This is a genomic window from Serratia sp. MMO-28 (assembly GCF_037199905.1).
In the GTDB taxonomy this organism is placed as follows: Bacteria; Pseudomonadota; Gammaproteobacteria; order Enterobacterales; family Enterobacteriaceae; genus Chania; species Chania oryzae.
The window spans coordinates 1-15,212 of sequence record NZ_JBBCVB010000008.1 but is presented as its reverse complement, the minus strand read 5'-3'; the positions used below and the strand labels follow the sequence as shown (position 1 = coordinate 15,212).

The following is a 15,212-nucleotide window of genomic DNA, read 5'->3' as shown; positions in this document are numbered from 1 at the left end:
CGACAGGGCTTTTTGCTAGCAGAGCGCTACCGATCAGGCGGTTACGGCAACCGGTGCCGCTTGTGCTGCCGTTACGCTGCCGATAGGCAGCACGGTGCGGCCTAATTGCTCATTGAGCACTTCTGCCATCGCCAGATAAATGGCGCTGGCACCACAGATGATCCCTTCATAACCGGCAAAGGTCAGAATGGCGTGGTTGCCGGTCATATTGCCAACGGCCAGCAGGGCAAACAGCAAGGTCAGGCTGGCAAACACGAATTGCAGCGCACGGTTGGCGCGCAAAGTGCCAAAGAACATAAACAGGGTGAAGATGCCCCACAGCGCCAGATACACACCGAGAACGATGGCATCGGTAGGGTCTGCCAGGCCCATGCGTGGCAGCAGCAGGACCCCCACCAGGCTCAGCCAGAAACAACCGTAAGAAGTAAAGGCGGTCAGGCCGAAGGTATTACCTTTTTTGAATTCAAGAATGCCAGCAAAAATCTGTGCCATGCCACCGAAGAAAATCCCCATACTGATGATGACGGAGGTCAGTGGAAAAAAGCCCGCATTGTGCAGGTTCAGCAAGACGGTGGTCATCCCGAAACCCATCAGACCGAGAGGGCCTGGATTCGCCAGCTTGTTGGTGTGCATATGTCCTCTGCAATAACAGAATATTAACGGAAATGGATAGGCCCGCAGTCTTTCAAGCCACTTGAAATATTTGGGGTATCGATAAATTCATAGTTGGTCTGAATGGCTGTAAAAATCTCACTTCCATCAGAGCGCGCGGCATCATAATGATCCCCACCAAAGGAAACAATGATCTGACGGGTGGTAAAAACGAAATTTTTTTTTGCTCTGGCCCTTGATGCTGGTTCGGATGGCCCCATCTTATTGACAACCGCAGTTGCCAACCGCGGATATCCTCTTCACCTTGCCAATGGCTATCTGCCTGCAGTTTTCAAGGTGAAAAGGATCAGACGGGAATGTCGGGCAGTTGAAAAATAAAGAATCGCCCGCATATAGGTTAGCAACCTGACCGATTATGAATTTATTAGTGGAGACGTTTAGATGGGCAAAATTATTGGTATCGACCTGGGTACTACCAACTCTTGTGTAGCAATTATGGATGGCGGCAAGGCACGTGTGCTGGAGAACGCCGAAGGCGATCGCACAACACCTTCAATCATCGCATATACCCAGGATGGTGAAATTCTGGTTGGCCAGCCTGCTAAGCGTCAGGCGGTCACTAACCCACAGAATACCCTGTTTGCGATCAAGCGCCTGATTGGCCGCCGCTTCCAGGACGAAGAAGCACAGCGTGACAAAGCGATCATGCCTTACAGCATCATTGCGGCTGATAACGGCGATGCCTGGCTGGAAGTGAAAGGCCAGAAGATGGCACCTCCGCAGATTTCTGCTGAAGTGCTGAAGAAAATGAAGAAAACGGCGGAAGATTATCTGGGTGAGCCGGTAACCGAAGCGGTTATTACCGTTCCCGCTTACTTCAACGATGCTCAGCGTCAGGCTACCAAAGACGCCGGCCGCATCGCAGGCCTGGAAGTTAAACGTATCATCAACGAACCCACCGCTGCGGCTCTGGCTTATGGCCTGGACAAAGAAGTGGGTAACCGTACCATCGCGGTATACGACCTGGGTGGTGGTACTTTCGATATCTCTATTATCGAAATCGATGACGTTGATGGTGAAAAAACCTTCGAAGTACTGGCAACCAACGGTGATACTCACTTGGGTGGTGAAGACTTCGACAGCCGCTTGATCAACTACCTGGTTGAAGAGTTCAAGAAAGATCAGGGTATGGATCTGCGCAACGATCCGTTGGCGATGCAGCGCCTGAAAGAAGCCGCTGAGAAAGCGAAGATCGAACTGTCTTCTGCTCAGCAGACCGATGTCAACCTGCCGTACATTACTGCAGATGCTTCCGGTCCAAAACATATGAACATCAAAGTGACCCGCGCCAAGCTCGAGTCACTGGTAGAAGATCTGGTTGCGCGTTCTATCGAACCACTGAAAGTGGCTCTGAAAGACGCAGGCCTGTCGGTTTCCGATATTCAGGACGTGATCCTGGTGGGCGGCCAAACCCGTATGCCACTGGTTCAGAAGACTGTGGCTGAGTTCTTCGGCAAAGAACCGCGTAAAGACGTTAACCCGGACGAAGCGGTGGCGGTAGGTGCTGCGGTTCAGGGTGGCGTGTTGGCTGGTGATGTGAAAGACGTTCTGCTGCTGGACGTAACCCCGCTGTCGCTGGGTATCGAAACCATGGGCAGCGTGATGACGCCGCTGATCACCAAAAACACCACCATCCCAACCAAGCATAGCCAGGTGTTCTCAACCGCTGAAGATAATCAGGCGGCGGTGACCATCCACGTGCTGCAGGGTGAGCGTAAGCGTGCTAACGATAACAAGTCACTGGGCCAGTTCAACCTGGACGGTATCCAGCCAGCGCCACGCGGCATGGCTCAGATCGAAGTGACTTTCGATATCGATGCCGACGGTATTCTGCATGTGTCTGCTAAAGACAAGAACACCGGTCGTGAGCAGAAGATCACCATCAAGGCTTCTTCTGGTCTGAACGAAGAAGAAATCCAGAAAATGGTGCGCGATGCAGAAGTGAACGCTGAAGCAGACCGTAAGTTCGAAGAACTGGTGCAGACCCGTAACCAGGCGGATCACCTGATCCACGGTACCCGTAAGCAACTGGAAGAAGCGGGCGACAAACTGCCTGCGGAAGACAAAACGGCTATCGAAGCGGCGCTGAAAGATCTGGAAGCTGCGGTGAAAGGCGAAGATAAAGCCGAGATCGAAGCGAAAACCCAGGCTCTGGTGCAGGTTTCCGGCAAGCTGCTGGAAATGGCACAAGCTCAGGCGCAGGCTCAGGGTGCTGATGCCGGTGCCGACAACGCGGCGAAGAAAGACGACGACGTGGTTGATGCCGAGTTCGAAGAAGTTAAAGACAAAAAATAATCGCCCTTAAGCGGGCACGGTGCGGCCAGAGGTCGTAACCGGAAACCAGCACGGGCGTCGAGGCAACTCTACGCCCGTGCACGCATGTTAAGGGTAAGTGAAATAATGGCGAAGAAAGATTATTACGAGGTGCTCGGTGTCGCCAAAACGGCAGATGAGCGTGAGATCAAAAAGGCGTACAAACGTCTGGCGATGAAGTTTCACCCTGACCGCAACCAGGAAAAAGACGCCGAAATCAAATTCAAAGAGGTTAAAGAAGCCTACGAGATCCTGACCGACGATCAAAAGCGTGCTGCTTACGATCAGTATGGTCATGCCGCCTTTGAGCAAGGTGGCATGGGCGGCGGCGGTGGGGCCGATTTTAGCGATATCTTTGGTGACGTATTTGGCGACATTTTCGGTGGTGGACGCCGTCAGCGTGCCAGCCGGGGTTCAGATCTGCGTTACAACATGGATCTGACGCTGGAAGAAGCCGTGCGCGGTGTGACCAAAGAGATCCGTATCCCGACGCTGGAAGAGTGTGATGTCTGCCACGGCAGCGGTGCCAAACCTGGCAGTTCGCCAGTCACCTGTCCAACCTGTCATGGTCAGGGCCAGGTGCAGATGCGCCAAGGGTTCTTCACCGTACAACAGGCCTGTCCACATTGCCATGGGCGCGGCCAGATCATCAAAGATCCGTGCAACAAATGCCATGGCCATGGCCGGGTAGAAAAATCCAAAACGCTGTCGGTGAAAATTCCGGCAGGTGTTGATACGGGCGATCGTATCCGCCTGGCAGGTGAAGGTGAAGCCGGTGAGCACGGTGCTCCAGCGGGCGATCTGTATGTGCAGGTGCAGGTGAAGGCGCACCCGATTTTTGAGCGAGAAGGCAACAACCTGTATTGCGAAGTGCCGATTAACTTTGCTATGGCGGCGCTGGGGGGAGAGATTGAAGTCCCTACGCTCGATGGCCGAGTGAAGCTGAAAGTCCCGGCTGAAACCCAGACTGGTAAACTGTTCCGCATGCGTGGTAAAGGTGTGAAATCGGTTCGCGGTGGTAGCCAGGGTGACCTGCTGTGCCGTGTGGTGGTAGAGACGCCGGTGAATTTGAACGATAAGCAGAAACAACTGTTGAAAGAGCTGGAAGAAAGCCTTGGTGGCCCTTCCGGGGATAAGAACAGCCCGCGTTCGAAAAGCTTTTTCGACGGCGTGAAAAAGTTTTTTGACGATCTGACGCGCTGATTTCCTGTTTCTGTCGGCACCACGAAAAACCTCGGTTTGAAACGCCGGGGTTTTTTTGTTGCTGCTACACTGTTAATACCCATATTAAAAACGTGATTAATATCCTCAGTAGATCGTTTTTTACGAATTGAATAACGCTTATAAACTGTTTTTTTCGAAATGAAACGACGTCTATACTCAGTGCATTGTTTAAAAAATCAAGGCGTATGCCTGGTTAAGATCCGGAGTGACGTACTGTGACTAATATTATCCGTCAGTTTTTACGCCAAGAGGCGGCGGGCGGCATTATCCTGATCGTGGCCGCCGTAGTGGCGCTGATCATGGCCAATACCCCAATGCAGGGCCTGTATCAGGCATTCCTCAATTTGCCGGTGATGGTTAGGGTCTCATCGCTGGAGATCGCGAAACCACTGTTGCTGTGGATTAACGATGGACTAATGGCGATCTTCTTCCTGGTGGTTGGTCTGGAAGTTAAGCGTGAGTTGATACAAGGGTCATTGGCTGGCCGTGATAAAGCCGTTTTCCCGGCGATCGCCGCTTTGGGGGGAATGCTGATACCTGCGTTGGTCTATCTGCTGTTTAACGGTGCTGATGAAGTTACGCGCCAGGGATGGGCGATCCCGGCGGCAACCGATATCGCCTTTGCCCTGGGGGTGATGGCGCTGTTGGGTAACCGGGTTCCGACCAGTTTGAAAGTATTCCTCTTGGCATTGGCGATTATTGATGACTTGGGAGTGATCATCATTATTGCGCTGTTCTATACCCATGGGGTGTCGATGGTGGCCTTGGGCGTAGCTGCAGCAGCCATTGCCGTTCTGGCGCTGATGAACTGGCGTGGGGTGGGTAAAACCTCACTGTATATGATCGTCGGTTTGGTACTGTGGGTGGCCATCCTGAAGTCTGGCGTGCATGCTACGTTGGCGGGGGTGATTGTCGGTTTCATGATACCGTTGAATGCCAAGAGTGAGCCTTCACCGTCTGAAACCTTGGAGCATGAATTGCATCCTTGGGTGGCGTTCTTGATCTTGCCCTTGTTTGCATTTGCCAATGCTGGAGTGTCGTTACAGGGGGTATCTTTGAGCGGATTGACCTCATTGTTGCCACTGGGAATTGCCGCGGGCTTGTTTATCGGTAAGCCGCTGGGGATTTTTGCCTTTAGCTGGCTGGCCGTGAAGCTGGGGATCGCGCAGTTGCCTCAAGGCATTGGATTCAAACAGGTGTTTGCCGTTGCGGTGCTATGCGGTATTGGTTTTACCATGTCGATCTTTATTGCCTCATTGGCGTTTGCGGATGCGGACGCGGCTCTCAGTACTTATTCCAAGTTGGGAATACTATTGGGCTCAACGAGTGCCGCCGTAGTGGGTTATGGCCTGTTACGTCTTGCGTTACCGTCAGGAAAATAACTCTTCAGGGTTATCCCTCAATGATTTTGAGGAATTACAATAGCGTCATGTAGGGGCAGCGCCGTATGAGCACGGCGCTGCCCCAGCTATTTATAACTTTGTGTTGTCTTAAAATAAAGCAAAGGGAAGCTGTCGCTCATCGTGGCAGAACGTGTGCCAATGAGCAGCCCAAGGAGAACACCTCGTGAGAATGTCACATATCAATTTTAATCACCTGTATTACTTTTGGCAGGTTTGTAAAGCAGGATCGGTGGTGGGCGCTGCTGAGGCATTGTTCCTTACCCCACAGACGATTACTGGCCAAATCAAAGCGTTGGAAGAGCGGCTTAACGGTAAATTGTTTAAACGCCAGGGGCGCGGGCTAGTGCCTTCTGAACTGGGGCAACTGGTTTTCCGCTATGCCGATAAAATGTTTATGCTCAGCCAGGAAATGCTGGATATCGTCAACTATCGCAAGGAGTCTAACCTGCTGTTTGACGTTGGCGTAGCTGATGCCTTGTCCAAACGCCTGGTCAGCCAGGTATTGGAAACGGCGGTGGTGGTGGATAACGAACAAATTCATCTGCGCTGTTTTGAGTCAACGCATGAGATGCTGCTTGAGCAACTGAGCCAACACAAGTTGGATATGATCCTGTCGGATTGCCCGGTGGACTCCAGCCAGCAGGAAGGCTTGTTCTCTCTGAAGCTGGGGGAGTGCGGTATCAGCTTCTTCTGCCGCCAGCCGGTGCCGGATCTGCCGTTCCCGGCCTGTCTGGAGCAGCGGCGTTTGCTGATCCCAGGGCGGCGTTCGATGCTAGGGCGCAAACTGCTCAACTGGTTCAACACTCAGGGGATTAAAGTAGAAATACTCGGGGAGTTTGACGATGCGGCATTGATGAAGGCTTTTGGTTTGTACCACAACGCGATCTTCGTTGCCCCCACGCTGTATGCGCAGGATACCTATAACGATGATAACGTGGTGGAGATTGGGCGGATCGACAGCGTGCAGGAAGAGTATTACATCATTTTCGCTGAACGCATGATCCAGCATCCGGCGGTGCAGCGCGTGTGCAACAAAGACTTCTCGGCGCTGTTTGCTCTTTAGCAGCTACTTATAGGCGTAAAAAAACCTGCCGAAGCAGGTTTTTTTAACAAGCAGACAACGTAAGGCTTATTGCATTGCGTTGATGCGCGCAGTCAAGTTTGACTTATGGCGTGCTGCTTTGTTCTTATGGATCAGGCCTTTAGCTGCCTGACGATCCACAAGTGGTTGCATTACGAGGAATGCGTTTTGTGCTGCTTCTTTGTCGCCAGATGCGATAGCTGCGTCTACCTTCTTGATAAAGGTACGCACCATTGAGCGACGGCTAGCGTTATGCTTGCGGCGTTTCTCAGACTGTATGGCGCGTTTCTTAGCTGATTTGATATTAGCCAAGGTCCAACTCCCAAATATATTCTATTGAGGACAATTCAAAGGCCGAGGAATATGCCCTTTTAGCCTTCGTTTGTCAATGGATTTGTGCAAATAAGCGCCGTTTGTACGGGCGGCACTTGCTACGTTGTGATGGCGCAGGATTTTACCAGCTTCGGCCATGGGAATACAGTGTTTCGCGAGAAAAATCGCCCAGTGATTTACATCACACTCTGCAAGCGGCTGGCGGTCATGGATTATCCCCCGTCTTTCAAGCTGCTGCCGGAAGGCAGGCTTGATATCAGTTGGCTAATATACCACGCATTGCGCAGGATAAACGGTGGTTAAGGCGATTTTCCTCGGGTATGGTATGACTATCTATCTCACAGGAAACAATCGCTGGTTAACCTTAACCGCTGTACAAGGTATAATCCGCCGATTTCCATTGTTTTGAGCCAGCTATGCAGCTAATTCGCGGCATCCATAATATCCGGGCACGCCACCATGGTTGCGTGCTCACCATCGGCAACTTTGACGGCGTACACCGCGGTCACAAGGCGCTGTTGGAACAGTTGAAGCATGAGGGGCAACGCCTCGGGCTGCCGGTGATGGTCATGATCTTTGAGCCGCAGCCACTGGAACTGTTTGCCGCCGACAAGGCTCCTGCACGCCTCACGCGTTTGCGTGACAAGGCGAAATATCTGGCGCAGGCCGGGGTAGATTACCTGCTGTGCGTCAAGTTTGATCCCCGTTTTGCCGCCAATACCGCGCAGGCGTTTGTCGCCGAACTGCTGGTGGAAAAACTGGGCGTACAATTCCTGATGGTGGGGGATGACTTCCGCTTTGGCGCTGGCCGCGTAGGTGATTTCACCTTGCTGCAGAAAGCGGGGGAAGAATACGGTTTTGCGGTGGTGAGTACGCCAACCTTTCGTGAAGGGGAACTGCGTATCAGCAGCACGGCGATCCGCAATGCGCTGCGTGATGACGATCTCGCGCTTGCCGAAACGCTGCTTGGGCACCCGTACAGCATTTCAGGCCGCGTAGTGCATGGCGATGAACTGGGGCGCACCATCGGTTTCCCCACCGCCAACCTGCCGTTAAAGCGCCTGGTGGCACCGGTAAAGGGTGTCTATGCGGTCGATGTTTACGGCCTTGGCCCTGAACCGCTGCCAGGTGTCGCCAATATTGGCACGCGGCCAACCATTGCTGGCGTGCGTCAGCAGCTGGAAGTCCATCTGTTGGATGTCACAATGGATCTTTATGGGCGCCATATTAACGTGGTGCTCAGCGCGAAATTGCGCAATGAACAGCGTTTTGCTTCGCTCGATGCGCTGAAGCAGCAAATCGCCAATGATGTGGTGACGGCCCGGAAATTCTTCGGGCTACAGACACCGATTTAATGTCTATACCCTAAATAATTCGAGTTGCAGGAAGGCGGCAACGCAGTGAGTCCCCGGGAGCTTACATGAGTAAGTAACTGGGGTGAGCGACAAATCTGCCTGGAGCAGATTTGAACGCTGCTTACAGCGGCCCCGAAGGGGAGAGGCCCATGGATGGGCCGAGTAACAGAGCCAACGCACCTGCAACTTGAAGTATGACGGGTATATAGCCGAAAACGGAACCGAGAATCTAATGAGTGACTACAAGAATACCCTGAACTTGCCGGAAACAGGGTTCCCGATGCGTGGCGATCTCGCCAAGCGCGAACCTGACATGCTTGCCCGTTGGTATGAACAGGATCTGTACGGGATGATTCGTGCTGCCAAAAAGGGCAAGAAATCCTTTATTTTGCATGATGGCCCTCCGTATGCGAATGGCAGCCTTCATATTGGTCACTCGGTAAACAAGATCCTGAAAGACATTATTGTCAAATCTAAAGGGATGGCCGGCTTAGATTCACCTTACGTTCCGGGTTGGGACTGCCACGGCTTGCCGATCGAACTGAAAGTTGAGCAACTGTATGGCAAACCGGGCGAGAAACTGACCCCGGCGGAATTCCGCCAGAAGTGCCGTGAGTATGCGGCCGAACAGATTGAAGGCCAGAAGAAAGACTTTATCCGTATGGGAGTCCTGGGGGATTGGGAACATCCGTACCTGACCATGGACTTCAAAACCGAAGCCAACATCATTCGCGCGCTGGGCAAGATCATCAGCAACGGCCACCTGCTGAAGGGCGCCAAGCCGGTACACTGGTGTACCGACTGTGGTTCATCCTTGGCGGAAGCGGAAGTAGAGTATTACGACAAAACTTCCCCGTCGATCGACGTGACGTTCCACGCGGTGGATGCGGCGGCGGTTGCGGCCAAATTTGGCGTGCACAGCGTTAATGGCCCGATCTCCCTGGTGATCTGGACCACGACCCCTTGGACATTGCCAGCTAACCGCGCGATCTCGCTCAACCCGGAATCTGCTTACCAACTGGTGCAGGTAGAAGGCCAATGCCTGATCCTGGCGGCGGATCTGGTTGAAAGCGTGATGAAGCGCGTCGGTATTACCCATTGGGCAGTGCTGGGCGACTGTAACGGTGCCGATCTGGAACTGATGCGTTTCACCCATCCGTTTATGGGCTTTGATGTGCCGGCGATCCTGGGGGAGCACGTCACGCTGGATGCCGGTACCGGTGCGGTGCACACGGCGCCAGGCCACGGCCCGGACGACTTTGTCATCGGTCAGAAATATGGCCTGGAAGTGGCTAACCCGGTTGGCCCGAACGGCTGCTATCTGCCGGGCACCTACCCGTCACTGGATGGCAAATTCGTGTTCAAAGCCAACGATCTGATCGTTGAGCTGCTGCGTGAAAAAGGCGGGTTGCTGCACGTTGAGAAATTGCTGCATAGCTACCCGTGCTGCTGGCGTCACAAAACGCCGATCATCTTCCGGGCCACGCCGCAATGGTTCATCAGCATGGATCAGAAAGGCTTGCGTCAGCAGTCGCTGGCCGAGATCAAAGGCGTGAAGTGGATCCCGGATTGGGGCCAGGCGCGCATTGAAACGATGGTAGCTAACCGCCCGGACTGGTGCATCTCGCGTCAGCGTACCTGGGGTGTGCCTATGTCGCTGTTCGTGCACAAAGACACCGAGCAACTTCACCCGCGCAGCGTTGAGCTGATGGAAGAAGTGGCGAAACGCGTTGAGCAGGATGGCATTCAGGCTTGGTGGGATCTGGACGCCGCCGATATTCTCGGCGCTGAAGCGGCCGACTACGTGAAAGTGCCAGATACGCTGGACGTGTGGTTTGACTCTGGTTCAACCCATTCTTCGGTCGTGGATGTACGCCCTGAGTTCAACGGCCACGGGGCCGACATGTATCTGGAAGGTTCCGACCAGCACCGTGGCTGGTTTATGTCATCGCTGATGATCTCGACCGCCATGAAAGGCAAGGCACCTTATAAAGAAGTGCTGACCCACGGTTTCACCGTGGATGGTCAGGGCCGCAAGATGTCCAAATCCATCGGCAACACCGTCAGTCCGCAGGACGTGATGAACAAGCTGGGTGGCGACATTCTGCGTTTGTGGGTGGCTTCTACCGATTACACCGGCGAGATCGCGGTTTCCGACGAGATCCTCAAGCGTGCCGCTGATTCTTATCGCCGTATCCGTAACACCGCGCGTTTCCTGCTGGCGAACCTGAACGGGTTTGATCCCAGCACCGACAGCGTGGCTGCGGAAGAGATGGTGGTGCTGGATCGCTGGGCGGTGGGGCGTGCATTGGCGGCGCAGCAGGATATCGAACAGGCATATGCCAACTACGATTTCCATGAAGTGGTGCAGCGCTTGATGCAGTTTTGCTCGGTTGAGATGGGTTCCTTCTATCTGGACATCATCAAAGATCGTCAGTACACCGCGAAAAGCGACAGCGTCGCTCGCCGTAGCTGCCAGACTGCGCTGTTCCACATTGCCGAAGCGCTGGTGCGCTGGATGGCACCGATCATGTCCTTCACCGCTGATGAGATCTGGAGCTTCCTGCCGGGCAAGCGTGCGCAGTATGTCTTCACCGAAGAGTGGTACAGCGGCCTGTTCGGGCTGGCCGAAGGTGAAAGCATGAACGACGCCTTCTGGGAAGAACTGCTGAAAGTGCGTGGGGAAGTCAACAAGGTGCTGGAGCAGGCGCGTGCGGACAAACGCATTGGCGGTTCGCTGGAAGCCGCAGTCACTCTGTATGCGGATAACGAACTGGCGGCACGCCTCAACAGCCTGCAGGATGAACTGCGTTTTGTGCTGCTGACCTCTGCCGCCGCGGTGGCACCATTGGCCGATGCGCCAGCGGATGCACAGCCAAGCGAACTGATAAAAGGGCTGAAAATTGCCTTCAGCACCGCTGAAGGTGAGAAATGCCCGCGTTGCTGGCACTACACCACCGACATCGGTCAGGTTGCAGAACATGCAGAACTCTGTGGCCGCTGTGTCACTAACGTCGCCGGTGACGGTGAAAAACGCAACTACGCCTGATGAATGAGCGCCTGATGAGTAGACCGATAAGTTCGACCGGCTTGCGCTGGCTGTGGCTGGTAGTGGTAGTGCTGGCGCTGGATCTTGCCAGCAAACAGTGGATCCTGAATAACTTCGTGCTGGGCCAGACCCAGCCGTTGTTCCCGTCATTTAACCTGTACTATGCGCGCAACTATGGCGCGGCGTTCAGTTTCCTGGCGGATCATGGCGGCTGGCAGCGCTGGTTCTTCGCCGGTATTGCTATCGCGATCGTGGTAGTGCTGCTGGTGATGATGTATCGCAACAGCGCGCAGCAGAAGCTGAGCAATATTGCCTATGCCTTTATTATTGGTGGGGCGCTCGGCAACCTGTTTGATCGTCTGTGGCACGGTTTTGTTGTCGACTTTATCGACTTCTACATCGGCAACTGGCACTACCCGACCTTTAACCTGGCAGACAGCTTTATCTGCGTCGGGGCAGCGATGATTGTGCTGGAAGGTTTTCTGCCGGCGAAGAAACGCGTGAAGAGTGAAGGTAAGTAATATGACGGCTCAGGTTAGCAGTAACAGCGCGGTACTGGTGCATTTTACGCTGAAACTGGCGGACGGTTCGACCGCAGAATCCACTCGCGGTAATGGCAAACCGGCGCTGTTCCGCCTGGGGGATGGCAGCCTGTCGGCACCTCTGGAGCAGCAACTGCTGGGCCTGCGGGCCGGTGACAAGTGCGCTTTTACCCTGCAACCGGAAGCGGCATTCGGTGTTGAGAACCCGGATCTGATCCAGTTTTTCTCGCGCCGTGACTTTGCCGAAACTGGCGTGCCGGAGGTGGGGACCATCATGCTGTTTAGCGCCATCGACGGCAGCGAAATGCCCGGCGTTGTGCGAGAAGTGGCTGAAGATTCCATCACCGTGGATTTCAACCATCCGTTGGCGGGGCATCCGGTCACCTTCGATATTGAAGTGCTGGAGATTGACCCGCAGCCGCAGCAGGAGGAAACGCATGCAAATATTGCTGGCTAACCCACGCGGTTTTTGCGCTGGGGTTGATCGTGCGATCAGTATTGTGGAGCGTGCGCTGGAGATTTACGGCGCACCTATCTATGTGCGTCACGAAGTGGTGCACAACCGCTATGTGGTAGACAGCCTGCGCGAACGCGGCGCGGTGTTTATTGAAGAGATCTCTGAAGTGCCGGACGGTTCGATCCTGATCTTCTCTGCACACGGGGTGTCTCAGGCGGTGCGTGCCGAAGCGAAAGCCCGCGAACTGACTATGTTGTTCGACGCCACCTGTCCGCTGGTGACCAAAGTGCATATGGAAGTGGCTCGTGCCAGCCGTAAGGGCACGGAAGCGATCCTGATTGGTCACGCCGGGCACCCGGAAGTGGAGGGCACGATGGGCCAGTACAGCAACCCGAAAGGAGGCATGTACTTGGTAGAGTCGCCGGAAGATGTCTGGAAGCTGCAGGTGAAGAACGAAGGTAACCTGTGCTTTATGACGCAGACCACGCTGTCGGTGGATGATACTTCCGAGGTGATCGATGCGCTGCGCAAGCGCTTCCCGAATATCATCGGGCCGCGTAAGGATGATATCTGCTATGCCACCACTAACCGCCAGGAAGCCGTACGCAATCTGGCGGGGGATGCCGATGTGGTACTGGTGGTCGGATCAAAAAACTCCTCCAATTCAAACCGCCTGGCCGAATTGGCGCAGCGCGTCGGTAAACCCGCTTACCTGATTGATTCGGCGGCGGACATCCAGGAGTCTTGGTTGAAAGATGCCAGCAGCATTGGCGTCACCGCTGGGGCCTCGGCGCCAGACGTGCTGGTTCAGGATGTGATCAGCCGCTTGAAGACATTGGGTGGTCAGGATGTTCATGAGATCAGCGGCCGCGAAGAGAACATCGTGTTTGAAGTGCCAAAAGAGCTGCGGGTAGACATCAAGCAGATCGAATAAGCGATTAAACACCGCATCATCACGGGAAGCCAAGGGCTTCCCGTTTTTCGTTAGGGGTCTGCCAGACCCGTTACTGAGCTTACTAAGCGCCATTCGTGGCGCTTTTTTTATGCACGCTAACAGACAAGACAGGTTCTGTTGCCGACCACACTACCGCAACCCGGTGAAGGCTCTGGGGGCGCTGACGTAAGATTTATCTGGCAGAGGGCGCTGTAGCTAGCACCGAGGGAGTGGGATAGCGGCACCTACCTGCAAAGGAGGATTAAGTGGTGGTTAAGCGTTGAAAGCGAAGTCATCAGCCCGGTATAAGCCCGGGTTTTTTTGACCCTAGCGTCTTGCGACAACCTTGTATCCACAACCCAAAAACTTAACGAAATGATGAGGAACACAATGAAAAAGATAGCGATTTATTCACTGCTCGCCACAATGATGACATCAAGCGGCGCATTTGCTGCCAGTGACAGTATTGTGGCAACGTCTACCCCACCTCAGTACGAGGCCCCGAGCAAACAAGCCAGGGGGGTATTCGGCGGTGATACCACCACCTATGTAAAGTGCGTCTATAAAGTGGGCGGCCAGGATGACAGTAATCCCTCCTCGTCCTGGCTATGGGCGAAAGTGGGGGGCGACTACGCGAAGCTGAAGGGCTATTGGTATAACTCAATGCCACTGGCGAACATGTTCTATACCGAAGCAGCGCATGGGGAGGTGATGAACTTGTGTCATAGCACCTTGGCGGCAGCAGGGGTCAACTCCCCTATTGTTATCCCTTACGCCTCTGATTACACCCTGTCCTACTACTATGTGATCTGGAACCAAGGGGTTAAACAGCCGGTTATCAAGGTGGGTGCTCGGGAGCTTGATCGTATGGTGGTTTTTGGTGACAGCCTGAGTGACACCATCAACGTCTATAACGGCTCATACGGTACCGTGCCGAACAGTACCACCTGGTTACTGGGCCATTTCTCTAATGGCAAGCTTTGGCATGAATACCTGGCTAACGCATTGAAGCTGCCAAGCTACGTGTGGGCGACGGGCAATGCGGAAAGCGGGGAGAAACCCTTCTTCAACGGATTCAGCAAGCAGGTCGATTCGTTCAAGGATTACGCCGCTCGAACCCAAGGTTACGATATTGGCAAAACGCTGTTTACCGTGCTGTTTGGCGGAAATGACTTTATCACCGGGGGGAAAAACGCCAACGAGGTTATCGAGCAATACAGCACGCAACTGGATCGCCTGGCCCAACTGGGGGCGAAGCAGGTTGCGGTTTTCCGGCTGCCAGATTTTTCAGTTATCCCGAACGTTGCCAAGTGGACGGCGGCTGATAAGGCCAAGCTGAAAGAGAACAGCGTGCTGTTCAATGATCAGGTCGAGAAGCTGATCGCTAAGCTCAATGCGACCTATCCTCAAACGACGTTCTATACGCTGAAGCTGGATGACGCGTTTAAACAGGTCTTGGAAAATAGCGATAAATACGGCTTTGTGAATAAGACCGACACCTGCCTGGATATTTCCCAAAGCGGGCTCAGCTATGCGGCAGGGGCCAGTGCGAAAACGGCCTGTAAGAACAGTAATGCGGCGTTTGTATTCTGGGACAATATGCACCCGACCACCAAAACGCATGGATTGCTGGCGGAGCTGTTAAAGGCTGAGATGGTGCGGGGGCTTGCGGCTCCATAACCATCGCCGAGCGTAGTTGATTTTTAGATTGTCATAACCCACCCGCCTTCTAGGCGGGTCAGATTGATGACAAAGTCCTGGCCGTGAGGCCAGGACTTTGATCTAATAAGGTCAGTGCAAAAAATGGACTGACTGCCATGCTCAAAACACCCTCTCCTCAGCAATATCA

Annotated in this window: 13 protein-coding genes; 10 read left to right on the top strand and 3 right to left on the bottom strand. The window is 53.9% G+C overall.

Translation table 11 applies throughout. The features are described from left to right. Positions 1-33: 33 nt before the first annotated feature. Both satP and WG891_RS08850 read right to left on the bottom strand, forming a co-directional pair. Positions 34-633, bottom strand: a complete 600-nt coding sequence (gene satP / locus WG891_RS08855; RefSeq protein ID WP_337262457.1) for an acetate uptake transporter — start codon at positions 631-633, stop codon at positions 34-36. A 23-nt stretch (positions 634-656) separates the two neighbouring features. Further along, positions 657-896, bottom strand: coding sequence for a hypothetical protein (locus WG891_RS08850; RefSeq protein ID WP_337262456.1), 240 nt, complete (start codon positions 894-896; stop codon positions 657-659). A 157-nt stretch (positions 897-1,053) separates the two neighbouring features. Between WG891_RS08850 and dnaK the strand changes: the two genes are divergently transcribed. The 4 genes from dnaK (at position 1,054) to nhaR (ending at position 6,675) form a co-directional block, all read left to right on the top strand. Then, a complete protein-coding gene (gene dnaK / locus WG891_RS08845; RefSeq protein WP_337262455.1) occupies positions 1,054-2,967 on the top strand; it encodes a molecular chaperone DnaK in 1,914 nt (637 codons plus the stop codon). A gap of 105 nt (positions 2,968-3,072) precedes the next feature. Further along, complete coding sequence (dnaJ, locus tag WG891_RS08840; RefSeq protein ID WP_337262454.1) at positions 3,073-4,188, top strand: molecular chaperone DnaJ; 1,116 nt, start codon at positions 3,073-3,075, stop codon at positions 4,186-4,188. A 236-nt stretch (positions 4,189-4,424) separates the two neighbouring features. Then, the gene (gene nhaA / locus WG891_RS08835) at positions 4,425-5,591 is read left to right on the top strand and encodes a Na+/H+ antiporter NhaA (RefSeq protein WP_337262453.1); all 1,167 of its coding nucleotides are present in this window, start codon (positions 4,425-4,427) and stop codon (positions 5,589-5,591) included. A gap of 184 nt (positions 5,592-5,775) precedes the next feature. Next, positions 5,776-6,675: a transcriptional activator NhaR gene (gene nhaR / locus WG891_RS08830; protein ID WP_337262452.1), complete on the top strand. Its 900-nt coding sequence runs from the start codon at positions 5,776-5,778 to the stop codon at positions 6,673-6,675. Positions 6,676-6,741: 66 nt separating this feature from the next. Here nhaR and rpsT read toward each other — a convergent pair whose 3' ends face one another. After that, positions 6,742-7,005 carry a 30S ribosomal protein S20 gene (gene rpsT / locus WG891_RS08825; RefSeq protein WP_076942584.1) on the bottom strand — a complete coding sequence of 88 codons (264 nt, stop codon included), beginning with the start codon at positions 7,003-7,005 and terminating at the stop codon, positions 6,742-6,744. A gap of 437 nt (positions 7,006-7,442) precedes the next feature. On the opposite strand from rpsT, the gene ribF reads away from it, so the two are divergent. The 6 genes from ribF (at position 7,443) to WG891_RS08795 (ending at position 15,043) form a co-directional block, all read left to right on the top strand. Further along, positions 7,443-8,381, top strand: a complete 939-nt coding sequence (gene ribF, locus WG891_RS08820; protein WP_337262451.1) for a bifunctional riboflavin kinase/FAD synthetase — start codon at positions 7,443-7,445, stop codon at positions 8,379-8,381. 232 nt (positions 8,382-8,613) lie between these two features. Beyond that, positions 8,614-11,430, top strand: a complete 2,817-nt coding sequence (ileS, locus tag WG891_RS08815) for an isoleucine--tRNA ligase (RefSeq protein ID WP_337262450.1) — start codon at positions 8,614-8,616, stop codon at positions 11,428-11,430. Between the two features lie 14 nt (positions 11,431-11,444). Next, complete coding sequence (gene lspA, locus WG891_RS08810; protein WP_076942686.1) at positions 11,445-11,951, top strand: signal peptidase II; 507 nt, start codon at positions 11,445-11,447, stop codon at positions 11,949-11,951. 1 nt (position 11,952) lies between these two features. After that, entirely contained in the window at positions 11,953-12,429 is a 477-nt protein-coding gene (gene fkpB / locus WG891_RS08805) for an FKBP-type peptidyl-prolyl cis-trans isomerase (protein ID WP_337262449.1), read from the top strand. Further along, the gene (gene ispH, locus WG891_RS08800) at positions 12,410-13,363 is read left to right on the top strand and encodes a 4-hydroxy-3-methylbut-2-enyl diphosphate reductase (protein WP_076942580.1); all 954 of its coding nucleotides are present in this window, start codon (positions 12,410-12,412) and stop codon (positions 13,361-13,363) included. Before fkpB ends, ispH begins: the two co-directional genes overlap by 20 nt. Before the next feature lie 390 nt (positions 13,364-13,753). Continuing rightward, the gene (locus WG891_RS08795) at positions 13,754-15,043 is read left to right on the top strand and encodes an SGNH/GDSL hydrolase family protein (protein ID WP_337262448.1); all 1,290 of its coding nucleotides are present in this window, start codon (positions 13,754-13,756) and stop codon (positions 15,041-15,043) included. The last annotated feature ends 169 nt before the right edge of the window (positions 15,044-15,212 follow it).